Origin of the sequence: Nonomuraea sp. NPDC026600 (assembly GCF_040638335.1) — a bacterium.
Taxonomy (GTDB): Bacteria; Actinomycetota; Actinomycetes; order Streptosporangiales; family Streptosporangiaceae; genus Nonomuraea.
On the sequence record NZ_JBEZYD010000017.1, the window covers coordinates 195,344 to 218,700 of the forward strand.

Below are 23,357 nucleotides of genomic sequence, written 5' to 3' on the forward strand. Positions count from 1 at the left end.
GATGAGCACCAAGGACTACCTGGAGAAGGACTACTACGCCGTCCTTGGTGTGCCCAAGTCAGCCACCCCTGAAGACATCAAGAAGGCCTACCGCAAGCTGGCCCGGCAATACCACCCCGACACCAATCAGGGCGACGTGGCCAAGGAGAAAAAGTTCAAGGAGGTCTCCGAGGCCAACGACGTCCTGTCCGACAGCAAGCGCCGCAAGGAGTACGACGAGGCGCGCACGCTGTTCGGGTCGGGGGTGGGCGGCCAGCGTCCCGGTAGTGGCGGCTTCCCGTTCGACTTCGGCGACCTGTTCGGCGGCACCGCCAGCCAGCAACAGCAGCAGGGCCATGGTGCGGGTGAGCGGCTCGGCGACCTGTTCGGCGGGCTGTTCAACCGCGGCGGCGGCTCGGCCCGTACGACCAGCACCACCAGGCCGCGGCGTGGGCAGGACATCGAGTCCGAGGTCACGCTCACGTTCACCGAAGCGGTCGAAGGCTCCACGGTGTCGCTCCGGCTGACCAGCTCGGCCGCCTGCACGGCGTGCAGCGGCACCGGGGCCAAGGCCGGCACCACCCCGCGGGTCTGCCCGACCTGTGAGGGCACCGGCGCGGCCAGCCGCAACCTGGGCAACTTCGCCTTCTCCGAGCCCTGCCGCGACTGCAAGGGCCGTGGCCTGCTCGTGGACGACCCCTGCCCCGTGTGCGAGGGCAGCGGCCGGGCCAAGAGCACCCGCAACATCCAGGCGCGCATCCCCGCGGGGGTGGCCGACGGCCAGCGGGTCAAGCTCAAGGCCAAGGGCGCCCCGGGCGAGAACGGCGGCCCGGCCGGCGACCTCTACATCCTCGCGCACGTCAAGCCGCATGCCGTGTTCGGCAGGACGGGCGAAAACCTGACGATCACCGTGCCGGTGACGTTCTCCGAGGCCGCGCTCGGCGCCGAGATCAAGGTGCCGATACTCAAGGGCCTGCCGGTCACGCTGCGCATCCCGACGGGCACCCCCAACGGGCGCACGTTCCGGGTTCGCGGCAGGGGCGTCGCCCGCAAGGACGGCACCAAGGGCGACCTGCTCGCCACCGTCGAGGTGGTCGTCCCCAAGACGCTGGACGACAAGTCCCGCGAACTCCTCACGGAGTTCAACACCGCGACCGCGGGTGAGGACCCGCGGGCTGATCTCATACAGAGAGCCAGAAGCGAGTAGCCGATGGACGCCAACTATTTCGACCTGTCAGACGAAACACCGGTCTATGTGATCTCGGTTGCCGCGCAACTGTCGGGTCTCCACCCGCAGACGCTGCGGCAGTACGACCGGCTCGGACTGGTCTGTCCAGGCCGTACGGCGGGGCGCGGCCGCCTCTACTCCACCCGCGACATCATCCAGCTCCGCGAGGTCCAGCGGCTCTCCCAGGAGGAGGGCATCAACCTCGCGGGCATCAAGCGGATTCTCGAGCTCGAGAACGAGGCTCTGCGGCTGCGTGAGGAGGTTCACCGCCTCCGCGCCGAGATGCAGATGGTCAGGGCGCTGATCCGCTACGAGCTGCCACCGGGGGCCTAGAACACATGGACTACAAGCTCACCCAGAAGAGCCAGGAGGCTCTCTCGGGGGCCATGCGGCGTGCCGCCGCGGAGGGCAATCCGGAGATCGCGCCCGCGCACCTGCTGACCACACTGCTCGCCCAGACGGGCGGCACCGCCATCCCGCTGCTCGAAGCCGTCGGCGCCGACTGGAAGACGCTGCGCGCCAAGGTCGAGGAGCAGCTCGCCGCGCTGCCGAAGGCACAGGGCTCCACCGTGAGCGCGCCGTCGAGCTCCCGCCAGCTGCTGACCGTGATCAACACCGCCGCGCAGCGGGCCAAGCGGCTCGAAGACGAGTACGTCTCCACCGAGCACCTGCTCGTCGGCCTGGCCACCGACGGCGGCCAGAGCGCCGAGCTGCTGAAGTCCCAGGGGGCGACCCCGCAGGCACTGCTCGACGCCTTCGAGAAGGTACGCGGCCACGCCCGCGTCACCAGTGAGACGCCCGAGGACACCTACCAGGCGCTGGAGAAGTACGGCGTCGATCTGACCGAGCGAGCCCGCAGCGGCAAGCTCGACCCGGTCATCGGCCGCGACTCCGAGATCCGCCGGGTCGTGCAGGTCCTGTCCCGGCGCACCAAGAACAACCCGGTGTTGATCGGCGAGCCCGGCGTCGGCAAGACGGCCGTCGTCGAGGGCCTGGCCCAGCGCATCGTGGCCGGCGACGTGCCCGAGTCGCTGCGCAACAAGCGGCTCATCTCGCTCGACCTGGGCGCGATGGTCGCGGGCGCCAAGTACCGCGGCGAGTTCGAGGAGCGGCTCAAGGCCGTGCTCTCCGAGATCAAGGAGAGCGACGGGCAGATCGTCACGTTCATCGACGAGCTGCACACGGTCGTCGGGGCGGGCGCCGCCGAGGGCGCGATGGACGCGGGCAACATGCTCAAGCCCATGCTGGCCCGCGGCGAGCTCCGCATGATCGGCGCCACGACCCTCGACGAGTACCGCGAGCGCATCGAGAAGGACCCCGCGCTGGAGCGCCGCTTCCAGCAGGTCTACGTCGGCGAGCCCACGGTCGAGGACACGATCGCGATCCTGCGCGGGCTCAAGGGCCGCTACGAGGCCCACCACAAGGTCCAGATCGCCGACAGCGCGCTGGTCGCCGCCGCCGCGCTCTCCGACCGCTACATCACCAACCGCTTCCTCCCCGACAAGGCGATCGACCTGGTCGACGAGTCCGCCTCCCGGCTGCGCATGGAGATCGACTCGCGGCCCGTCGAGATCGACCAGCTCCAGCGCAACGTCGACCGGATGAAGATGGAGGAGCTGGCCCTTTCCAAGGAGACCGACGAGGCCTCCATCCAGCGGCTCGAACGCCTCCGCAAGGAGCTGGCCGACCGCCAGGAGGAGCTCAACGCCCTCGTCGGCCGCTGGGAGACCGAGAAGGCCGGCCTGAACAAGGTCGGCGAGCTCAAGAAGCAGCTCGACGAGGCCAGGAGCAGCGCCGAGCGGGCGCAGCGCGACGGCGACTTCGAGGCCGCGTCCCGGCTCATGTACGCCGAGGTGCCGCGCCTGGAGCAGGCCCTGCGGGCCGCCTCCGAGGCCGCCACCCCCGACAACGCCATGGTCAAGGAGGAGGTCGGCCCCGACGACATCGCCGAGGTCATCTCGTCCTGGACGGGCATCCCGGCGGGCCGCCTGCTGGAGGCTGAGACGGCCAAACTGCTGCGGATGGAAGATGAGCTGGGGCGGCGCCTCATCGGGCAGCAGCAGGCCGTACAGGCCGTCTCCGACGCCGTACGGCGGAGCCGGGCCGGGATCTCCGATCCCGACAGGCCCACGGGCTCGTTCCTGTTCCTCGGCCCGACGGGTGTCGGCAAGACCGAGCTGGCCAAGGCGCTGGCGGAGTTCCTGTTCGACGACGAGCGGGCGATGGCCCGCATCGACATGAGCGAATACTCCGAGAAGCACAGCGTCGCCCGGCTCGTCGGCGCGCCTCCCGGCTACATCGGCTACGAGGAGGGCGGCCAGCTCACCGAGGCCGTCAGGCGGCGGCCCTACACGGTCGTGCTGCTCGACGAGGTGGAGAAGGCCCACCCCGAGGTCTTCGACATCCTGCTGCAGGTGCTCGACGACGGCCGGCTGACCGACGGCCAGGGCCGTACCGTCGACTTCCGCAACACGATCCTGATCCTCACCTCCAACATCGGCTCGCAGTTCCTGGTCGACCCCAAACTGGCGAACGGCGCCAAGCGCGAGGCCGTCATGGGCTCGGTGCGCAACGCGTTCAAACCGGAGTTCCTCAACCGGCTCGACGACGTGATCCTCTTCGAGGCGCTCGGCTCGGAAGAGCTGACGCGCATCGTCGACCTCCAGGTCGACCGTTTGGCCCAGCGACTGGCCGACCGCCGGCTGAGGCTGGAGGTCACCGACGCGGCCCGCGAATGGCTGGCGCTCACCGGCTACGACCCGATGTACGGGGCACGCCCGCTGCGCCGCCTGGTGCAGTCGGCGATCGGCGACAAGCTGGCCAAGGCCGTGCTGTCGGGTGAGGTCGTGGACGGCGACCGCGTCCTGGTGGACCTCGGCGACGACGAGCTCACCATCGCCCGCGGCTGACCCCGCGCTCGCGACGCCCGGAAACCGGCTGGTTTCCGGGCGTCGGCGTTTCACGGCACGGTCAACGGCGGCCCTCCGTCGTCAAGGGTTGCGCCACCCTTCCGGCAAGCCGACACGCGGTGGACCCGGTCGTGACTAGCTTCGGCTTTCGTCGCATCACCGAAAGCCGAAGCAGGAGGACGTGCAGTGTCATCTCGGAAGTTCCGCGGCATCCTCGCGGTGGCCACGCTGACCGTGGCAGTGAGCTGGATGGCGGCGGGCCCGGCAGCCGCCCGAAGCAAGCTGGTCCAGCCGGCCGGCGACCCGTCCGACCGCCTGTCCATGGCCGCGGCGCGACTGGCCGACCGGCTCGGCGTGGCCGGTCTGGCGACGGGCCATTCGGTGATGAACATCGCCGACCAGGGCGGGATGGCCGCCACCGCGGGCGCCTCGACGCTCCCCGGCGGCATCCCCGGCACGGCGGGCCTGGCAGACGTGTCGAGGCTGGCGGAGGCGCCCGACCTCCCCACGCCGCGGCGCCTGCCACGCGCCGGCAAGCTGCCCGTGGACATGCCCGACGACGCGACCGCGGCCGGCTCACGCATCGTGGGCACCGTGGCCGAGTCTCCCGTCGACCCGCTCCAGCCCGTCGATCAGGTGGAGCGCGATACCGTCGCCTCCGTACTGCCGGAGGTGCCCGAGCACGCCCCCGCCATCGACGGCGTCAACGGCCTGATCCAGAGACTGCCCCTGAAATGACGCCCAGCGCGCCCCCGCCCAGCGGGACAGCGCGCACCATTCACCCACGGAACGGCTCGCGCCACCCACCCGAGGGAACAGACCGCACCACACCCGAGGGGACGGATCGCGTTACCCACCCACGGATCACGCCACCCGCCCATCGGGACAAACCGCGCCGCCCTCCCATGGGGGGCGGGTCGCGTCATCTACCCTCGGCATCCCTCGTCAGGACACCAGGGCGTCCAGGTCGTCCTCCGGCAGGCCGAGGTCCACCCTGATGCGGTAGCGGGTGCGTAGTAGGGCCACTTGCTCGGGGTCGTTCTCGTCGCAGGCCAGCACCGCCTGGGTCGCCCACTCGTGCCCCGCCTTCAGGTCACCGTAGGCCACCAGGGTCTCGGCGATCGTGTGAGCGGTCGCCGTGGTGACACGGCCTTCCGCGCGGATGGTCTCGATGACCTCCCTTGCCTCGTCCGGTCTGTCGAGCTCGAAGAGCGTGTCGGCTATGCCGGCTCGCGGGTCGATGCTCGACTCGCCACCGTCTTCCATCGCACGCTGGAAGCACTCCATCGCACGCGCGGGTTGTCCCGCCGCTCGCCATTCCTCGGCGGCCAGGACCAGGATGGATGCCCTGGAAACGTCGCCCGACGAATAGCCGAGCGCGACGTCGTACAGCCGCTTGGCCAGCGAACCGTGGTCGTCGGCCAGCAGTGCCTGCTCTAGCAGGCGATCAAGGTGCTCACGGGTCACATGCGCCACACCGCGAGACTACCGAGCCGCTTGCGGTTTTGCCCGGTCAATGCACATCGCGGATCTCGCACGAGTTCGGCAACGTAGCGTTAAAGTATGACTACAGTCAGCGTGTCTGTGCTGGTCGGAGGGGATATAACCGTCGCGCTCGTCCGCTAGTGGAGGGAGTCGCGATGGGCATGTCCAAGCAGATGACCTTCATGCTGGCCTGCGTCATCGTGCTGTCGGCCGTGATTCCCGGGGCGGTTGGCTATTTTTCGGCCCGTCTGGAGGCCATCGAATCGGCTGAGCGAAACCTCCACGCGCTGGAGGCCAGACTGCACACCAGGATGGCGAGGGAGGCGCGTGACGCACGGCCGGTGACGTTCCCGGCACCGTGCGTGCCGGGCGCCAACCCGTCGCGGACCCAGCTGCACCAGCCGCCCGCCGCCGCGCTCGTCCCGGAATCGACCGACCAGCCACAGCGCCAGCACAGCTCGACTCCCGCCTGGCTCCCAGAGCTCCTCAAGGAGCTACGCGAAACCGACTAGACGCCCAGCACAAAGCCAACTGGAAGCCGGGGCGGCGCGTGACCCGGGCGCCTCACGGGGACCAGGACTTGAGCTGGCGGGACAGGAAGCCGCGGATCAGCTGCTTGGCCGCCTCGATGATCTCCGGCGACCCGTCGGGATCCCGGCGGAAGGCCAGCTTCAGCACCGCGTCGCCCGCCTCGACGGCGACCAGCACCGCCAGATCGAGCTCCTGGCTGTCGGCCAGCCCGAACTCCTTCAGCAGCAGCCCGCGCAGCCGTCCGGCGATCACCATGTTGTTGTCGGAGTCGGAGTCGAGCAGGTTGAGGTCGACCACGTCGCCGAAGCGAAGGTTCCTGAACCCGGGCACGCTGCGATGCATGTCGACGAATTCGTCGATGATCGCGTCGACCGCCTCCCACCAGCCGCGGTAGTCCTCTTCGAGGAACCTGCGGCCGACCCGGGAGACGAACTGCTCGACGTTGCGCCGGGTCAGCTCCTGCGTGATGGCCCGCTTGTCGGGAAAGAACTGGTAGACCGACCCGATGGCGACGCCGGCTCGCTCGGCGATGCGGGTGGTGGAGAGACCCTCGTAGCCGATCTCGTCGAGTAGCTCGGCGCACGCGTCGAGCATCCGCTCGACGCGGCGGGCACTGCGGCGCTGCGTCGGCCGTCGCCGGAGCGATTGGGGCGCCGCGCAGCCGTCTTCAATCATCGGGGAGGACACGAGCTCCATCTTCCCCCCAAGTACACGATCGTTACCTGGCGAATGGCGGAATTCCTGTGACGCCGGTCACTCGCGCCAGCCGCCGCAGCACCCCCGGCGAGATTCTCGACAGCGCGTAGCCGATCTTCCCTTCCGCGTTGACCGGCACGACGGCCTGGTCACGGTGTACGGCCCGCAGGATGTGGGCGGCGACGCGCTCGGGCGGGTAGCCGCGGCGGGCGAGCCGCTGTTCGGCCGTCTCCCTGATGTCCGGCCCGACGTACGTGGCGTTGTGCGCGATCGGCGTGGACACGAAACCGGGGCATATCGCGGTGACCCCGATGCCCTGCGCGGCGACTTCCGCTCTGAGGCACTCGCTCAGCATCTTCACGGCCGCCTTCGAGGTGGAGTAGGCGGGCAGCAGCCGCGACGGTACGAACGCGGCCAGCGAGGCGATGTTGACGATGTGGCCGCCCTCTCCCCGCTCGACCATCTGAGCGGCGAACAGGCGGCAGCCGTGGATGACGCCCCACAGGTTGACGTCGAGGGTCCGGCGCCAGTCGTCGACCGAGTGGTCGAGGAACGGCCCGCTGACCGCGATCCCGGCATTGTTCACCACAATGTCCGGCACTCCATACTCAGCGCGGATATTTCTGGCGAAGTCTTCCATCTGGGTGGTGTCGGCGACATCGACCCGTACGGCGTGTGCCGTACCGCCGAGGTCCTTGGCGATGCCGTCGGCCGTGCGCGCCGCCGCTTCGAGATCGAGGTCCGCACAGACGACCTCGGCCCCGTGCGCCGCGAAGGCGCGTGCGGTGGCGCGCCCGATGCCGCTACCGGCGCCGGTGATCACCACCAGTTGCCCGTGGAAGGCCTTCTGACCCTCCTCGACGCGGGCTCCGCGCAGGCTTCTGGTGGGTGTGCCGCCGTCGGTGTGGGTGGCGAACTCGGCGATCATCCTGGCGATGACCTCGGGGTGGCTGCGCTGGGCCCAGTGACCGGCCGCGATCTTGCGGTGCCAGAACCTCGGGACCCACTGCCCGAGGGAGGCCAGCAACGCCGGGGTGACGAACGGGTCCCGCGTCGGCTCGATGAGCTGAACGGGCACGGCGACGTTCGGACCGTCACCACGGCCCGCGTCGTCGACACGGGATCGGTCGGACGGGTCACCGGCGGGCCGGTCGGTCATGTTGCTGCGGTAGAGCCGCAGGCCGTTGCGTGCGTCACTGACCAGGGTGTCGGCCGGGTGGCCCGGCCGGGGCTCGATGCCCTCGTTCAGCCGCATCGTCCGTTCCAGCACCCGCGGCATGAACGTGCTCCAAGCCACCTCGGGCAGCACCGGAAGCCGGAAAACGCCGATGTACCAGGACTTGGCCCTCTGTGACAGCACGTCGCGCCGCCGGCCGTACCTCATGAAGTGGCGCCACTGCGCGAGACCCGGACCGCCGAAGCTGGTGAAGGAGGCCACCCGGTCGCGGAGGCCGGGCCGGGTCACGGCGTCCCAGCCCTGCAGCGAGCCCCAGTCGTGCCCCACGAGATGGACCCGCGGCTTGCCGATCGCGTCGAGCACCGCCGTCAGGTCGGCCGCGAGCCGGTCGAAGGCGTAGTCGCGGGTGTGGCGCGGGGCCGTCGAGGAGCCCGCGCCGCGTACGTCGTAGCGGACCACGTGGAAGCGGTCGCGCAGCCGCTCGGCGACCTCGTCCCAGACCCGGTGCGTGTCCGGGTAGCCGTGCACGAGCAGGATCGTGGGGTCGCCGGGATCGCCTTCCTCGAAGACCGCCAGCCGTACGTCATCGGACTCGACCCAGCGCATCGCGACCTCCTATTGGACGTGGAGTCCAATGATAGATGCCGTCAAGGGCGGGCGGCCAGACCCGTACATGATCGCAGGGCCTTCCAGTCGGCCACCGCCTGTGTCCTGGCCGTGCCCGTCATGGGGATCGGTACTCCCCCCTGGATCGTGGCCGGGGTCCACTGGTCTTTGAGCACCTTGCGGCCCTTGATGGTGAGCGTCAGCACGCCGGTGGTGCCGGTGGTGCCGGGCGTGGAGTTGTAGAAGACGAAGTTGCCTAATCCATAGCTGACGTACCCGTTGCCGATGTACCCGGCGCCGAGCAGGATGTGCGCGTGCCCGCCGACCACCACGTCGGCGCCCGCCTTGACCAGCTTCGGGCCGAGCGCGAGCTGCGCCGGGTTGGGGCACTTCTGCAGCTCGGTGCCCCAGTGCAGGTGCACGATGACGGTGTCGGAGTTCTTGCGAGCCTGCCGTACGGCCTGGAGCAGGCGCGGCTCGTCCTTGGCCGACGCGAGCCCGCCCTTGGTGGGCGTCGCCGTCCACGCCTGGACGAACTCGGCGTCGAGCACCTGCGTGGCGCCGATGATGGAGACCCGGTTGCCGTTGACGGTCTTCCTGAACGGTTTGTAGGCCTGCGTGGAGTTCGCCCCGATGCCCACGATCGGGAACTTGCTCTGCTTGATCGCCGCCAGCGAGTCGGTGAGCCCGGTCTCCATGTAGTCCATGCCGTGGTTGTTGGCCATCGACGCCACGTCCACCCCGGCGGCCTTCAGCGCGGCGAACGCCGTGGCGGGTGCCCTGAACGTGAACTGCTTGCCGGGCGCGGGCGTTCCGCCGGTCGTGATCGCCGTCTCCAGGTTGACCATGGCGAGGTCGGCCTCGCGCAGCACCTGCGCGATCGGCCCGAGCGCCGTGCGCGGCGCGGCGAGCCTGTTGCGGAGCCCGCCCTCGAAGTGCACGTCCCCACCGAACGAGATCGTGTACGGCTGCCGAGCGGGGGTGGCGGAGACCGTCGCCTCCTTCGGTTGCTCCGTCGCCTCCTTCGGCTTCTCCGCCGCCTGTTCGGTCTTCGGCGGCTGTTCCGGCTTGGCCGCCGTGCATGCGGCGACCGCGGCCAGCGTTACGACGAGGGGCGCCGAGAGCAGAGGACGGGGGAGTCTCATGTGCGGTCACTTCCGCTCGATCCTGACTTTCAGCCATCGAGCATGGCACGAGCGGATGAATCGCGGCGATTCTAGCGGCGCTGACCTTCGGTCATGAGGCGGGTCATGGCATCGAGGCACCCCTGGTCCAGCGGCGTGTAGATGACCATGCGGGTCTCCGGCGCCGACGAGAGGTTGAAGCTCGTCGTCCTGAAGCTGATCCGGCCCATCTGCCGGTGCTCGTACGTCTTCACGCGCGGCCCGGGCTCGGCCACATCCTGCCGGGCCCAGAGCCGGGCGAACTCGGCGCTCTCCGCGGCCAGCCGCCGGGCGAAGTCCTGCCAGCACGGGTCGTCGGAGTGGCGGCTGTAGGCGCCCCTGAAGACGGCGACGGCGCGGGGCAACTCCTGGTCGCGATCGACGAGCCTGGTCGTCCACGCCGGGCTGACGAACGTCTGCCAGAGCGAGTTGCGCTCGCATTCCGCGGCGCCAACGACCTCGGGGAAGATCGTCGCGTAGGCCGAGTTCCAGGCCAGCACGTCGTAGCGGCTGTTCGTGATGCTCGCGGGCATCGCGCCGAGCTGGTCGAGTATGGCCCGCATCTCCGGCGTCACCGGCGTGGAGCCGTCGAGGACGGGCGTTCCGGACTGGCCCGCGAGCCGGTAGAGGTGCTGCCGCTCGGCGGTGTCGAGCCGGAGCGTGCGCGAGATCGCGTCGAGCACCTGGCTGCTGGCGTTGATCGGCCGCCCCTGCTCCAGCCACGTGTACCAGGTGACGCCCACCCCGGCGAGCTGGGCGACCTCCTCGCGGCGCAGGCCGGGGGTGCGCCTGCGGGGACCCGGTGCCAGATCGACCATCTCGGGAGTGATCCGCTCGCGCCGGGTGCGCAGGAATGCCGACAGATCGGAGCGCCTTGCTTCTGCCACGGTCACCCCTTCACTATGGGACAGCGGTCATCACTCATCCAGGTAGCGTTAATACCAGTATAAAGGGGCTCTCGTTACTGGTACTGGATTGCCATCACACTTAACGTATGACCCAATCTGCTCCCATTGCTCCTCCTGTTCCGGTTCAACAGCCGGACAAGAGCAAGGCCAGCGGGCTGCTCCTGGCGGTCATCCTCGCGGGGCAGTTCCTGGCCATCCTGAACGTCAACATCGTCAACGTGGCCACCCCGACCATCGAGGCCGATCTGCACTCATCCGGTGCCGGGCTGCAGATGATCGTCGCCGGTTACACCATTGTCTACGCCGTCCTGTTGATCACCGGTGCCCGGCTCGGCGACCTGTTCGGCTATCGCCGGGCCTTTCTCATCGGGCTCGCCTTCTTCACGCTCACCACGCTGGGGGCGGGGCTCGCGCCCACGACCGGCACGCTGGTCGCCGCCCGGCTCGCCCAGGGCGTCGGGGCCGCGCTGATGATGCCCCAGGTCATGACGCTGATCCAGCACAACTACCAGGGCGCGGCCAGGGGCCGGGCACTGGGCTTGTGGTCCGCGGTGGCGAGCGGCGGCATCGTGGTCGGCCAGGCGCTCGGCGGGATCCTGCTCGGGCTCGGCGCCGGCTGGCGGATCGTCTTCCTCGTCCTGGTGCCGATCGGCGTCCTGCTGTTGATCGCGGGCCTGCGCGCGCTCCCCGCCGACCAGGGCAGTGGCCAGGGCGGGCTCGACCCGTGGGGCCTGGTGAGCCTGTCGGCCGCCGTGTTGCTGTTCGTGGTCCCGCTCGTGCTCGGCAGGGACCTCGGCTGGCCGTTGTGGGGCTGGGCTTCCATGGCGCTGAGCGTGGTGCTCTTCGTGGCGTTCGTCCGCGTTGAGCGATGGGTGACGAACCGCGGCGGGCGCCCACTGGTGAACGCGCGCGTGCTGCGCGCGCCGGGCATGCGGCCGGGGCTCATCGTGCTACTGCTCGGGCCGGCGACCTGGGGCGCGTTCCTGTTCACCTCGGCGCTGCACCTGCAGGGCGACCTGAACCTGTCGCCGCTGGCCTCGGGCATGATGCTGGTGCCGTGCGCACTGGGGTTCGCACTCGTGGGGCTCGGCTGGCCGCTGCTGCCGCCCCGCCGCCAGCGCTCGTTCGTGCCCTTCGGTTACGTGGTGGCCACGCCCGCCTACGTGGGTCTCGGGCTCGCCGCCGGAGGCGGCGTGGCGTACGCGGTCATGAGCGCGCTCATCGGCGCCGGGCTCGGCGTGCAGGTCGCGGTGACCAACCTGGCCACCACCCACGTCGACGACGTCCACGCCGCGGACGCGAGCGGGGCGCTCCTCACCGTGATGCAGCTCGGCCAGGTGATCGGGATCTCGACGGTGGGCACGCTGTTCATCTCCCTGAGCCAGAGCGGCGGCACCGGGTCCGCCTCGATGGTGACCGCAGTGGCGCTCGCGGGGCTGGCCGTACTGGCCGGGCTGAGCTCGATCTTCCTGGTACGGCGCGGCGCGAGCTGAAACCCGCCTCGCACGCGGAACGGCCCGCGTCTCTATGAGGGGGCGCGGGCCGTTTCACGTGGAGCCTGTTGGGGGTGGTCCAAGTGGAGCAGAGGGCTCTTCGTTCTGGAGTCGTCAGACCGTACTCCGCGATGGAGGCTGATCCTCTGCGTCAAACCAGGTGAGTCGCTAGTTGATCTCCAACGCGCTTCGGGCCAAGATATGGGGATCTTCGGTTCTCGCGAACGATGACGAACTGGAGTCGCGGCGGCCCTGATGGTGTTGTGCTAGCAACCTGCCAGGGCCGTTATTCATGACGCGGTGGCGGCAAGCGAGGTCAGGTCGAACTCGCCATCACGGACACCGGCCGTGAAGGCAGCCCACTCACTCGGCGTGAAGACCAGGACAGGGCCGTCCTGCTCCTTGCCGTCTCGCAAGGCGACGTTTCCGTCGGCAAGCGGCGCGACTTCGACGCAGCTGCTCGCACCGTTGCAGAAGCTGCTCTTCTGCCAGGTCGCTGCCACGGGATCGATGTACATTTTCTCCCCAAACGGGCGAAGGGGCACCGTTGCCCCTTGTTGTGATCTTTGTCGCTAGCCTCGCCACATCATGGCCTTGCGCTGGATGAGAACACGTGACTCATCCTCATCTAGCGCTTGGGACTTGATGTAGTCGAAGGCTGCCTCATACCCAGCCACTCGTTCGAGGTCCTCGACGAAGTGGGCAGTGTAGAGCTGCTCCAGATATACAACATCGTCGAATTCCGCGAACTTCAGATGGATGAAAGCTCCCGTGTTGACGGGGTGCAGCGCATCCATCACCAGCACCTGCACACTGACGTGTGGCAGCAGCGACATCTCCAGGAGATGCTCCATCTGCTCCCGCATGACCGAGGGCTCACCGAAACGGCGCATCAGAGCCGGCTCATCGAGCACGAAGCGTAGCGGGGACGGCTGCGGACGGTGTAGCACCCGCTGCTGCCGATCCACGCGCGCCTCGACCCGGCTCCGGACACCGCTGTGCGTGATGCGCGTGATGCCACGAACGGAGAGGACGACCTCCCGTGCATAGTCCTCAGTCTGGAGGAGACCAGGCACGATCTGGGGTTCCCAGTTGCGCTGGAATGTCGCCTCCGCCTCCAGCCCGAGGAATCTTGTGTATTCCTCGGGAAGGGCGTCTTCGTAATCTTCCCACCAGCCACGCTGATCCGCATCACGCAACAAGCCAAAGAGTTCTTCGAGCTTGTCGTCATCCGCCTTGTACAGCTTGCCCATTGCCTTGATGTCCTCGGCACTTGGCATGGTCTTGGCTGCTTCGATCCGGCTGACCTTGCTGGGACTCCAGCCCAGCTCCCTAGCCGCCTTGGCCCCCGTCAGCTTTTTGCGTTCGCGAAGGAGGCGCAGCTCCTGGCCGAGCATCAGCCTGCGAACAGTCGGACTGCCCTGCTGCGATGGCACCGTCCACTCTCCTCGTCGGGAATGAAGGTGTAGCGGGAAAGGACCGTTTGGAGCCCGGCTTTCTGGGCCGCTCGCTCAATCTTACACTGCAACTTGCATGTGTAGTGCCACTAAGGCTTGCCATAAGGCTTTCACGGGGAGAGCGTAGGGGGCAAGAGGGGCCTCATCTGGGGTGGGATACCGGCGACAGTTCCCCCTTACCCACTCCGGCATCAGGGACCTCCGACGGTTCTCGTGCAAGTTGCATCCACAGATGCATAGCAAAGACGCAAGCAAGGACCGAAGAAAACAAAATCTTCTCTTGCTGAACGTATTGCACCAGACGGGTCTGGGAGAGACGATCGAGCCCTGGAAGGTTGCCGACGGATGGGAGGCCGGGATGACGACACGGCCGAACACACCGGGCCTACCGCTTCTGATCGCTGGCGGCCACGCGGGCCGCACCACCGGCAACGGCGCCGTCCCGGATCTGAATCTCTGCCCCAGGGAGGCCGCTTGCCGGAAGGACCCCGCATTCATCTGATCGACCGCCGCAAATGTCGCTCATTCGAGCACGGAGAACCACAGAGAAGCCGAACCCAGGCTGACCACCTCATTGCCGCTCAAAAGGGCTGCCACCCTGCGGCGACACCGGTCATCAGCCTGCGATCCGGCGCAAGAACCCACCTCGAGTAATGCCGCGAAAGAGGTGTTCTATGTACTCACAAGGTACCAAGGGACTCAGCCGAATCAAGACCCGGATCCAGGAACTCATCGCTTTGGCGGATCGAGAGATCTGCATGGAGCCGGATGAGTTCGCGTTCCGGCGCGGCTGGACCGTCGCCAGGATCGGATTCGGGGCACGTCGCTACCGCGACCCCCGGTTCGACCAGCTCAAGGTTCCCTCCCGAATCGCCGAGGAGGTGTCCTGAGATGTCGAGGAACCCACGTAACCAGATCTACCCGGCCAACGAGGACCTGCCGGCCGCCGGTTCCGGACTGCTCGCCAGGCTATGGCGGATCCGCACCGAGCTGCTGCTGATCGGGGCGCTCGCCCTGTTCGTGCTGACGCTGCTGGGCGCCACCCAGCAGGGCCGGTGGTGGCCGTTCATCATGCTGACCAGCGCGGTCTCGGTGCCGGCGGTGACCAGGACCGGCCGCAACTGGGTGGCGGCGCACTTCTGGTGCGTGGCGACCAGGCACCGGCTGCAGAAGACCTGCCTGGAGACCACGATGCACACCCGCGCGGGCAGGATCCCGCTGGTGTGGTGGATCACCCCCACGCGCACGGGTGAGAAGGCCCTCGTCATGACCAGGGCGGGCATCTCCGCCGCGGAGTTCGAGGCTTATGCCGAGGAGATCGCGGCGGCGTGCTGGGCCAGGAGCGCCAACGTCTACCGGCACCGCAAATGGGCGCACCTGCTGATCGTTGAGGTCGTCCGGCGTGATGAGCTGCCCGGCGCGGCCTCCCCCGGGCTCGCCCGTCTCTACGGCCATGCCTGGGTCTCCTTGCGGAGCGACCTTGAGGAGCCCCCTGATCTGGCCAGGCCGTTCGCGCTGCCGCAGGTCGGCTGACGGCCTGCCGCCGACCTGGAGGGGGCCTCGGGCCTGAGGCGCTCTCCAGTGCAAGCCCCGGAGACCGCGGGGGCTCCGGGGCTTCCCCATGCGTGTCGTACGAGCCAAGATGAGTTCAACTGACGAACTCAGGAGTCGTGATGACGTCGACCGTCCACCGGACCTGTCCCCTGTGCGAGGCCGTCTGCGGCCTGACACTCACCCTCGACGAGGGCGGGCACGTGACGAGCGTGCGGGGCGACAAGGAAGACCCGTTCAGCAAGGGCTTCATCTGCCCCAAGGGCGCCAGTCTGGGCCGTCTGGACGAGGACCCCGACCGGCTGCGCAAGCCGCTGATCAGGGAGGGCGAGCTCTGGCGCGAGGTCGGCTGGGACGAGGCGTTCGCCGCCGTCAAGCAGGGCCTCGACCAGGTCACGGAGCGGCACGGCCGCCAGTCGGTCGGCGTCTATCTCGGCAACCCGAACGTGCACAACATGGCGGGCCAGCTCTACGGCGCGCCGCTGCTCAGGTCCCTCGGCACCCGCAACATCTTCTCGGCCAGCACCGCCGACCAGATGCCCAAGCACGTGGCCAGCGGGCTGATGTTCGGTCACCCGCTCGCCGTCCCGGTGCCGGACCTCGACCGGACCGACTACCTGCTCATGCTGGGCGCCAACCCGCTGGAGTCCAACGGCTCGCTGTGCACCGCGCCCGACTTCCCCGGCAGGCTCAAGGCGCTGCGCGCTCGCGGCGGCCGGCTGGTCGTGGTCGATCCGCGCCGCACCAGGACCGCCGGCCTGGCCGACGAGCACGTGTTCGTCCGGCCGGGCACCGACGCCTACCTGCTCTTCGGGATCGCGCACACGCTCTTCGCCGAGGACCTCACCACGGTGGCGCACGAGGTCAACGGCCTGGCCGAGGTACGCGAGGCGGCCAAGCACTTCCCGCCCGACGTGGTGTCCCGCCGCACGGGAGTGTCCGCCGAGGTGATCGTCCGGCTGGCCAGGGAGCTGGCGGCGGCCAGGACGGCGGCCGTCTACGCCAGGATCGGCACCTGTACGGCCGAGTTCGGCACGCTGGCCCAGTGGCTGGTGGACGTGCTCAACGTGCTCACCGGCAACCTCGACCGGCCCGGCGGCGCCATGTTCGCCAAACCCGCCACCGAGTTCGGCCTGACCCGCAGGCCGTACACACTGGGCCGGTGGAAGAGCCGCGTCAGGGGCCTGCCCGAGGCGAACGGCGAGCTGCCGGTCGCCACGCTCGCCGACGAGATCGAGACGCCCGGCGACGGGCAGATCCGGTTCCTGGTCACCGTGGCGGGCAATCCGGTGCTCTCGGCGCCGCACGGCGCCCGGCTCGACGCGGCCTTCGGGCGGCTCGACTTCATGGTCTGCGTCGACCCTTACCTGAACGAGACCACCAAGCACGCGAACGTCATCCTGCCGCCGCCGCGGGCGCTCCAGTCGGGGCACTACGACTTCGCCCTGCTCAATTTCGCGGTACGCAACTACACCCGTTACTCACGTCCGCTGCTGCCGCTGGACGGCCAGCCGTCGGAGGCGCAGATCCTGGCCAGACTCACCATGATCGCGTCCGGGCTGGCGGGCGACCTCGACGAGTTCGTCATCGACCAGATGCTCCGCAAGGCCGTCGACCTGCCGGGCTCCGGTGTGGAGGGACGGGACGTGGCCGAGCTGCGGGCCGCGCTCGAAGGCGATTCGGGGGCCGAACTCCGGCTCGACCTGATGCTCAAGCTGGGCCCGTACGGCGAGTGGGCGGGCAAGGGCGACCTGTCGCTGCGCAAGCTGCTCGACAACCCGCACGGACTGGATCTCGGGCCGCTGGAGCCCCGGCTGGCAGAGGTGCTGAAGACCGCCTCCGGGGTGATCGAGCTCGCGCCGCCGCAGATCGTCGAGGACGTCGAGCGGCTGCGTGCCGGGCTGGAGCAGGAGCCGCCGGAGATCGTCCTGATCGGGCGGCGCCATCTGCGCTCCAACAACAGCTGGCTGCACAACGTGGGCTCGCTGGTCGGCGGCAGCAACACCTGCACGCTCCAGATCAACCCGGCCGACGTGGTCAGGCTCGGGCTGGACGGCGAGGCCCTGATCCGCTCGGCCAAGGGAGAGCTCAGAGTGCCGCTCGAACCCACCGACACGATCATGCCGGGCGTGGTCAGCCTGCCCCACGGCTGGGGACACGCGGGCAGCGCTCAGACAGTCGCCGCCGAGCACGCGGGGGTCAGCGCGAACGAGCTGACTGATGAGTCGGCAATCGATGTTCCGTCGGGAAATGCCGTGTTCAATGGGGTTCCCGTGACAATTCTGCCAACCAGTGTGATCACCGCACATTAGGGTGTCGCGCGTGACTATCGCGCCAGAAGAGGACCGCCTGACCGCCCAGATCGCGTTCGCCGTCGAGATCGACAAGTTGAAGCGGGTCATCCGCCGCAACCATCTCATGGACGGCTCACGGCGAGAGAACGACGCAGAGCACTCCTGGTACGTAGGCATGCTGGCCATGGTCCTCGGTGAGCACGCGCCACCGGGGACCGACATCCAGCGGGTGGTGGCGATGCTGCTCGTGCACGACCTGGTCGAGATCGACGCCGGTGACACGTTCGTCTACGACACGGCCGCGGTGGCCGCCCAGCCCGACGCGGAGCGGGCCGCCGCCGACCGCATCTTCGCGCTGCTCCCGGGCGAGCAGGGGGCGGGGATGCGGGCGCTCTGGGATGAGTTCGAGGCACGAGAGACGCAGGAGGCACGGTTCGCCAGGGCGCTCGACCGCTTCGCGCCGATCCTGGCCAACCACCACACCGAGGGCGGCACCTGGACACTGTTCAAGGTGACGGCCGCGCAGGTCAAGGAGAAGGTGCGGCTCATCGAGGACGGCTCGCCGTCGCTCGGGGCGTACGCGCTGGAGCTGGTCGAGCTCTCCGTCGCGAGGGGACACCTGTCCGAGTGATGCCCTCATGCCCGGGGTAGGTGACTTGTCGTGAAAGAGATAGTACGAGCTAACCGGCGACATTTGCGGCGTTTCGTAGGTCCGGTCGATCTGGCCGACCGGCTTGAGCGGTCCAAGGCCATGGACCGGCCGATCCGGGTGCTGGCCAAGGCCGTACGCGACCGGATCCGGCCGGGACGGCTCCGCGACTGGCTGCACGGCGTGCCCACGGGCAAACCCCTGCATCCGCCGCTCGCCACCTTCAGTCTGGGCTGCTGGATGTCCACCGCGGTGCTCGACTGGACCGGCGCCGACCCCCGGGCCGCGCGGCTCCTTCTGGCCACGGGCCTCGGCAGCGCGCTGCCGACCGCGGCCGCCGGCCTGACCGACTGGTCGTCGCTCCACCGCGAACAGCAGCGTGTCGGGTTCGTGCACATGCTGGCGAACGTGACCGCGCTGGGGTTCCTCTCCGCCTCGCTGCTGGCCCGGCTGCGCGGGAACGAACGCGCGGGCAAGGCGCTGACCGTCGCCGGGCTCAGCGCCGGCAGCCTCGGCGCCTACCTGGGCGGGCATCTGGCCTACCGGCAGGCGGCGGGCGGCAACCACGCGCCCCAGGTCACCCATCTCGTACCACTGGGCTGGCACGACCTGTGCCTGGTCACCGACCTGCCCAAGGGCCGTCCCGTGTCGCGGCGGCTCGGCTACATCCAGCTCTTCGTGCTGCGGCACACCGAGGGCGTCACCGTGCTCGCCGACCGGTGCTCGCACCTCGCGGGCCCGCTCCACCAGGGCCGGCTCGTCGTGGAGAACGGCGAGGCGTGCGTGGTCTGCCCCTGGCACGGCAGCACGTTCCGGCTGGCCGACGGCTCCGTCAGGCATGGCCCCGCGACCGCGCCCGCGCCCACCTTCGAGACCCGGATCCGGAGCGACGGCACGATCCAGGTACGGCCGAGCTTGACCTGAACATTGGTTTAAGTTCTACGGTCCAGCCATGAGCAGAATTCTGGTGACCGGAGCGACCGGCAACGTAGGCACGCACGTCGTCTCCCAACTGGCCGGGGCGGGCCTCCCGGTCCGCGCCCTGGTCCGCGACCCCGGCAGGGCGAAGCTGCCCGAAGGCGTCGAGGTGGTCAAGGGCGACCTGTCCGTCCCCGAGACCCTGGAACCGGCGCTGAAGGACGTCGAGTCCGTCTTCCTGATCTGGCCCGGCTTCGCGGCCGAGACCGCCGCCTCCGTGGTGAAGGCCATCGCCGCCCACGCGCGCCGCGTCGTCTACCTGTCGGCCGACGTCGAGGACCTGGCCGACGGGGAGGAGGCGACGCTGTTCCACCAGGAGGTGGAACGGCTCATCCGGCATACCGGTATGAGCTGGACGTTCCTGCGGCCCGTCGGTTTCGCGACCAACACGCTCGGCTGGGCCGACCAGGTCAGGCAGGGCGTGGTGCGCTGGCCGTACGGGGAGGCCCGCCGGGCGCTGATCCACGAGAAGGACATCGCGGCCGTGGCCGTGCACGTGCTCACCTCGGCCGGGCACGGCGGGGCCAAGTACGCTCTCAGCGGGCCCGAGCAGTTGTCGCAGGCCGAGCAGGTGCGGATCATCGGCGAGACGGTCGGACGCGAGGTGCGGTGGGCGGAGCTGCCGCTGGACGCCGCCCGCGAGCAGTTGCTGGCCGCGTGGGGCGACGCGCGGTTCGTCGACGGAGCGCTCGCGGGCTGGGGGGCGTTCGTGGACACACCGGAGCGGATCACGGACACGGTGCCGAAGCTGCTCGGCCGGCCCGCGCTGACGTTCCGCGAGTGGGCCGCCGACCACGCGGCCGACTTCCGCTGACTCAGCTTTCGTCGGCGGGGTGTTCCACCAGGGCCAGGATGCGGCTGGACATGAATCGCGCGGTACGTACCGCGGTGCCGCTCCTGGTCACCTCACTGACCTCGACCACCCCCCGCCCCGTGGCCACCTCGACGCGGCGGCCCGCGCGGGTGGCGGTGATCTCGTAGGTGCGCGGGGAGCCGCCCGCATCGATGACGATCTCGACCCGATCACCCTTCATGTACGGATTTATACCCAGAATGCCTGGTATTTATCCGTACACCAGTTTGACAATCGCCGCGATTCCCACGCACACGATGATGCCCCGCAGCACCGGAGCGGGGATGCGGCGCCCGAACGTGCCCCCGATGAACCCGCCCAGCGTGGCACCCACCGCCACCGCCAGCACCGCCCACCAGTCCACGTGGGCGATGAGGATGAACAGCACGGCCGCGGTCCCGTTGACGATCAGCGCCAGGACGTTCTTGGCCGCGTTCACCCGTTGCAGGGGTTCGGTCAGGAAGCTGCCGAGCAACCCGATCAGCAGCACACCCTGGGCCGCGCCGAAGTAGCCGCCGTAGATCCCCGCCCCCAGCACGCCGAGCCAGAGCAGCACGCCGCCGTGGGGATCGGCCTCCTCGCGCCGGGCCGACAGCCAGCCGCTGAGCTTGGGCTGCACCACGACCAGCACGCAGGACAGTCCGATCAGCACCGGGACCACGACCTTGAAGACACTCGGGTCGAGGAACAGCAGCAGGATCCCGCCGATCAGCGATCCGATCGCCGAGGCGGGCCCGAGACGCAGCAACCGCTCGCGCTGCCCGGCGAGCTCGGCGCGGTAGCCGTACGCGCCGGTGAAGGAGCCGGGCACCAGGCCGATGTTGTTCGAGACGTTCGCCACAACCGGGTCGATGCCGATTGCCACGAGTGCGGGAAAGGTGACCAGCGAGCCCGATCCGACTACCGCGTTGATGGCCCCGGCCGCGATCCCGGCCGCGAACACCGCGACGGCCTCCCACAATGTCATCCGACAGAGCTTAGAGGTGAACCGTTTCCCAGCTACTGGTCGGGGTCATCCTTGGGCGGCGAGAAAAGACCGCCCAGGTTCTCCAGTGCCCGGCCCATCTCCGACGGGATGATCCAGATCTTGTTGGCGTCACCCTTGGCGATCTCCGGGAGCATCTGCAGGTATTGGTAGGCCAGCAACCGCTGGTCCGGTTTGCCCTCGTGGATCGCCTTGAACACCATCCCGATCGCGTCGGCCTGCCCCTTGGCCCGCATGGCCTGGGCCTCGGCCTCCGCCTGGGCGCGCAGGACGGCCGCCTCCGCCTCGCCGCGGGCACGCAGGACCGCCGCCTGCTGCTCGCCTTCGGCCGTCAGGATCGCCGCCTGCCGCTGCCCCTCCGCGGCCAGCACCGCGGCCCGCTTGTCGCGGTCGGCGCGCATCTGCTTCTCCATCGAGTCCTGGATGGAGGACGGCGGGTCGATGGCCTTGAGCTCGACCCGGTTGACCCGGATGCCCCACTTGCCGGTCGCCTCGTCGAGCACGCCGCGCAGCTCGGTGTTGATCTCCTCGCGGGAGGTCAGCGTGCTCTCCAGGTCCATGCCGCCGACCACGTTACGCAGCGTGGTGACGGTCAGCTGCTCGACCCCGACCAGGAAGTTCGCGATCTCGTACGTGGCCGCCTTCGGATTGGTCACCTGGAAGTAGATGACGGTGTCGATCGAGACGACCAGGTTGTCGGAGGTGATCACCGGCTGCGGCGGGAACGAGACGACCTGCTCCCGGAGGTCGATCAGGTCCTTGATCCGGTCGACGAACGGCACGACCAGGTTGAGCCCCGGTTTCAGCGTGCGGTGATAGCGGCCGAGCCGCTCGATGATCGCCGCGGTCGCCTGGGGGATGATGCGGACCGTACGCACCACCCCGAACCCCACCGCCGCGACCACAACGAGGGCGACGATGAGCTGCTCCGTGGACATGGCACGCTCCGAGGCCGAGGGGACCGCCTTCGTAGATGCTACTGGCCGTTCACCGGATAGAAGCGATCTACGGCAGACGTCTCACCCCCGTTGACATTAGGCAGGTAAATACCTGCATAATAAGAGCGTGAGCCTCGAAGCGAGAGCCATGGACTCGATTTTCAAAGCGCTGGCCGATCCCACCCGACGTCTCCTGCTCGACCGGCTACGGGAGAAGAACGGCCAGTCGCTGCGCGAGCTGTGTGAACGCCTGGACATGGCACGCCAGTCGGCGACACAGCATCTCGGCATCCTTGAGCAGGCCAACCTCGTGACCGTCGTCCGGCGCGGACGGGAGCGACTGCACTACCTCAACCCGGCGCCGATCCACGAGATCGAGGAGCGCTGGATCTCGGGGTTCGACAGGCCCCGCCTGCAAGCGATCAGTGCCATCAAGAACCAGGCAGAGGAGTACGCCATGACCAACGAACCCACACCCGTACCGACCTACGTCTACGTCACCTACATCCGCGCGAGCGCGGAGCAGGTGTGGCAAGCCCTGACGGACGCCGACCTGACGGCGCGCTACTGGGGACACGCCAACGTTTCGGACTGGCAGCCGGGCTCGGCCTGGGAGCACCGACGCGTCGACGGATCAGGCGTCGTCGATGTCGTCGGTCAAGTGATCGAGGCCGAGCCCCCGACGCGCCTGGTCATCACCTTCGACGACGCCCCTGACCCCGAAGCGCCAAGAGAGCCGTCGGTCGTCACCTTCCTCGTCGAACCGCACCAAGACATCGTCCGCCTCACCGTGACCCACGAGAATCTCGCCAACCTGGCCATGCTCAACGGCATTTCGAACGGCTGGCCGGCCGTGCTGGCGAACCTCAAGTCGCTGCTCGAGACCGGCGACGTTCTCCCTCAGGCCCCCTGGGAGATGCATCGCGCGCACGCCTGACACGGCAGCCGCCCGTCACGCACGACCGCAGAGAAGGAAGAAGACATGCTGGACACCATCCCGCTCCGGGACGCCTACCGCGCGCTGCTGGACGCCGCTGCCACCGTGGCCGACTCCGGCGACCCGAGCCCCGTCCCGCCGACCGGCGAATGGAGCGCTGAGCAGATTCTGGGCCACGTCGTCATCGTCAACGCCACCACCATCACCGCCGTCTCCTCGATCGCCTCGGGAGCGAACGCGACGTACGACAACCGCATGGCGCTCGACACCTGGACCATCGAACGCGTCATCGCGAGCGCCGATGGCAACGCGGGGCTCCGGAACCGCATCCGCCTGCAGGGAGACGCCCTCTGCGCACTCGGCGGACCGATGCTGAGCGAGGCCGAGCTCGACACCCTGGTGCCCACCCTGCTCCTGTCCAACGGCACAGTCATGGTCGATCAGCCCGTGCCGCTGAGGGACCTCATCACGGGCCTGGCAGAAGTGGAGCTGCCCGGCCACGCGAAACAACTCCTGGCCCTATTGCCGGAAGACGCTTAG

At 68.8% G+C, this 23,357-nt stretch carries 25 protein-coding genes; 15 read left to right on the plus strand and 10 right to left on the minus strand.

Annotated features, from left to right (window positions below):
* Position 1: 1 nt before the first annotated feature.
* The 4 genes from dnaJ to AB0F17_RS33930 all read left to right on the plus strand — a co-directional run bounded on the left by dnaJ (position 2) and on the right by AB0F17_RS33930 (position 4,854).
* Positions 2 to 1,186: a molecular chaperone DnaJ gene (gene dnaJ, locus AB0F17_RS33915; RefSeq protein WP_358031298.1), complete on the plus strand. Its 1,185-nt coding sequence runs from the start codon at positions 2 to 4 to the stop codon at positions 1,184 to 1,186.
* Between the two features lie 3 nt (positions 1,187 to 1,189).
* A complete protein-coding gene (locus AB0F17_RS33920; protein ID WP_113703558.1) occupies positions 1,190 to 1,540 on the plus strand; it encodes a helix-turn-helix transcriptional regulator in 351 nt (116 codons plus the stop codon).
* 5 nt (positions 1,541 to 1,545) lie between these two features.
* Entirely contained in the window at positions 1,546 to 4,116 is a 2,571-nt protein-coding gene (clpB, locus tag AB0F17_RS33925) for an ATP-dependent chaperone ClpB (protein WP_358031300.1), read from the plus strand.
* A gap of 186 nt (positions 4,117 to 4,302) precedes the next feature.
* Positions 4,303 to 4,854, plus strand: coding sequence for a hypothetical protein (locus tag AB0F17_RS33930; RefSeq protein ID WP_358031301.1), 552 nt, complete (start codon positions 4,303 to 4,305; stop codon positions 4,852 to 4,854).
* Positions 4,855 to 5,061: 207 nt separating this feature from the next.
* On the opposite strand, the gene AB0F17_RS33935 is transcribed toward AB0F17_RS33930, so the two are convergent.
* Entirely contained in the window at positions 5,062 to 5,592 is a 531-nt protein-coding gene (locus AB0F17_RS33935) for a tetratricopeptide repeat protein (RefSeq protein WP_358031303.1), read from the minus strand.
* A 170-nt stretch (positions 5,593 to 5,762) separates the two neighbouring features.
* On the opposite strand from AB0F17_RS33935, the gene AB0F17_RS33940 reads away from it, so the two are divergent.
* Positions 5,763 to 6,113, plus strand: a complete 351-nt coding sequence (locus AB0F17_RS33940; RefSeq protein WP_358031304.1) for a hypothetical protein — start codon at positions 5,763 to 5,765, stop codon at positions 6,111 to 6,113.
* A 52-nt stretch (positions 6,114 to 6,165) separates the two neighbouring features.
* On the opposite strand, the gene AB0F17_RS33945 is transcribed toward AB0F17_RS33940, so the two are convergent.
* From AB0F17_RS33945 to AB0F17_RS33960, 4 genes are all read right to left on the minus strand, one after another.
* Positions 6,166 to 6,807, minus strand: a complete 642-nt coding sequence (locus tag AB0F17_RS33945; protein ID WP_358031373.1) for a TetR family transcriptional regulator — start codon at positions 6,805 to 6,807, stop codon at positions 6,166 to 6,168.
* Positions 6,808 to 6,850: 43 nt separating this feature from the next.
* Positions 6,851 to 8,611, minus strand: coding sequence for an SDR family oxidoreductase (locus AB0F17_RS33950; protein ID WP_358031305.1), 1,761 nt, complete (start codon positions 8,609 to 8,611; stop codon positions 6,851 to 6,853).
* A gap of 41 nt (positions 8,612 to 8,652) precedes the next feature.
* Positions 8,653 to 9,756, minus strand: a complete 1,104-nt coding sequence (locus tag AB0F17_RS33955) for a CapA family protein (RefSeq protein WP_358031306.1) — start codon at positions 9,754 to 9,756, stop codon at positions 8,653 to 8,655.
* A 71-nt stretch (positions 9,757 to 9,827) separates the two neighbouring features.
* Positions 9,828 to 10,661, minus strand: coding sequence for a helix-turn-helix transcriptional regulator (locus AB0F17_RS33960; protein WP_358031308.1), 834 nt, complete (start codon positions 10,659 to 10,661; stop codon positions 9,828 to 9,830).
* A gap of 107 nt (positions 10,662 to 10,768) precedes the next feature.
* Here AB0F17_RS33960 and AB0F17_RS33965 point away from each other — a divergent pair, with 107 nt between their 5' ends.
* Positions 10,769 to 12,175: an MFS transporter gene (locus AB0F17_RS33965; protein ID WP_358031310.1), complete on the plus strand. Its 1,407-nt coding sequence runs from the start codon at positions 10,769 to 10,771 to the stop codon at positions 12,173 to 12,175.
* Between the two features lie 290 nt (positions 12,176 to 12,465).
* Here the strand turns inward: AB0F17_RS33965 and AB0F17_RS33970 are convergent, their stop codons facing one another.
* Entirely contained in the window at positions 12,466 to 12,693 is a 228-nt protein-coding gene (locus AB0F17_RS33970; protein ID WP_219529118.1) for a DUF397 domain-containing protein, read from the minus strand.
* Between the two features lie 54 nt (positions 12,694 to 12,747).
* Positions 12,748 to 13,611 (minus strand): helix-turn-helix transcriptional regulator, encoded by an 864-nt coding sequence (locus AB0F17_RS33975; RefSeq protein WP_358031312.1) that lies wholly within the window; start codon positions 13,609 to 13,611, stop codon positions 12,748 to 12,750.
* 253 nt (positions 13,612 to 13,864) lie between these two features.
* On the opposite strand from AB0F17_RS33975, the gene AB0F17_RS33980 reads away from it, so the two are divergent.
* From AB0F17_RS33980 to AB0F17_RS34010, 7 genes are all read left to right on the plus strand, one after another.
* Positions 13,865 to 14,134, plus strand: a complete 270-nt coding sequence (locus AB0F17_RS33980; RefSeq protein ID WP_358031313.1) for a hypothetical protein — start codon at positions 13,865 to 13,867, stop codon at positions 14,132 to 14,134.
* 172 nt (positions 14,135 to 14,306) lie between these two features.
* Positions 14,307 to 14,522 (plus strand): hypothetical protein, encoded by a 216-nt coding sequence (locus AB0F17_RS33985; RefSeq protein ID WP_358031315.1) that lies wholly within the window; start codon positions 14,307 to 14,309, stop codon positions 14,520 to 14,522.
* A 1-nt stretch (position 14,523) separates the two neighbouring features.
* The gene (locus AB0F17_RS33990; RefSeq protein ID WP_358031316.1) at positions 14,524 to 15,165 is read left to right on the plus strand and encodes a hypothetical protein; all 642 of its coding nucleotides are present in this window, start codon (positions 14,524 to 14,526) and stop codon (positions 15,163 to 15,165) included.
* A 140-nt stretch (positions 15,166 to 15,305) separates the two neighbouring features.
* On the plus strand, positions 15,306 to 17,495 hold the full coding sequence (locus AB0F17_RS33995) for a molybdopterin-dependent oxidoreductase (protein ID WP_358031317.1): 2,190 nt from the start codon (positions 15,306 to 15,308) through the stop codon (positions 17,493 to 17,495).
* 1 nt (position 17,496) lies between these two features.
* On the plus strand, positions 17,497 to 18,108 hold the full coding sequence (locus tag AB0F17_RS34000) for an HD domain-containing protein (RefSeq protein ID WP_358031318.1): 612 nt from the start codon (positions 17,497 to 17,499) through the stop codon (positions 18,106 to 18,108).
* 63 nt (positions 18,109 to 18,171) lie between these two features.
* Positions 18,172 to 19,050 carry a Rieske 2Fe-2S domain-containing protein gene (locus tag AB0F17_RS34005; protein ID WP_358031319.1) on the plus strand — a complete coding sequence of 293 codons (879 nt, stop codon included), beginning with the start codon at positions 18,172 to 18,174 and terminating at the stop codon, positions 19,048 to 19,050.
* Positions 19,051 to 19,078: 28 nt separating this feature from the next.
* Positions 19,079 to 19,918, plus strand: coding sequence for an NAD(P)H-binding protein (locus AB0F17_RS34010; RefSeq protein ID WP_358031321.1), 840 nt, complete (start codon positions 19,079 to 19,081; stop codon positions 19,916 to 19,918).
* Position 19,919: 1 nt separating this feature from the next.
* Here AB0F17_RS34010 and AB0F17_RS34015 read toward each other — a convergent pair whose 3' ends face one another.
* Genes AB0F17_RS34015 through AB0F17_RS34025 form a run of 3 tightly spaced genes read right to left on the minus strand, consistent with a single transcriptional unit; the run spans position 19,920 to position 21,880 of the window.
* Entirely contained in the window at positions 19,920 to 20,138 is a 219-nt protein-coding gene (locus tag AB0F17_RS34015; RefSeq protein ID WP_214634769.1) for a hypothetical protein, read from the minus strand.
* Between the two features lie 30 nt (positions 20,139 to 20,168).
* On the minus strand, positions 20,169 to 20,924 hold the full coding sequence (locus AB0F17_RS34020) for a sulfite exporter TauE/SafE family protein (protein ID WP_358031323.1): 756 nt from the start codon (positions 20,922 to 20,924) through the stop codon (positions 20,169 to 20,171).
* A gap of 32 nt (positions 20,925 to 20,956) precedes the next feature.
* A complete protein-coding gene (locus AB0F17_RS34025; protein ID WP_358031325.1) occupies positions 20,957 to 21,880 on the minus strand; it encodes an SPFH domain-containing protein in 924 nt (307 codons plus the stop codon).
* 127 nt (positions 21,881 to 22,007) lie between these two features.
* Here AB0F17_RS34025 and AB0F17_RS34030 point away from each other — a divergent pair, with 127 nt between their 5' ends.
* Both AB0F17_RS34030 and AB0F17_RS34035 read left to right on the plus strand, forming a co-directional pair.
* On the plus strand, positions 22,008 to 22,817 hold the full coding sequence (locus AB0F17_RS34030; RefSeq protein ID WP_358031326.1) for a metalloregulator ArsR/SmtB family transcription factor: 810 nt from the start codon (positions 22,008 to 22,010) through the stop codon (positions 22,815 to 22,817).
* A gap of 45 nt (positions 22,818 to 22,862) precedes the next feature.
* On the plus strand, positions 22,863 to 23,357 hold the full coding sequence (locus AB0F17_RS34035) for a hypothetical protein (protein WP_358031327.1): 495 nt from the start codon (positions 22,863 to 22,865) through the stop codon (positions 23,355 to 23,357).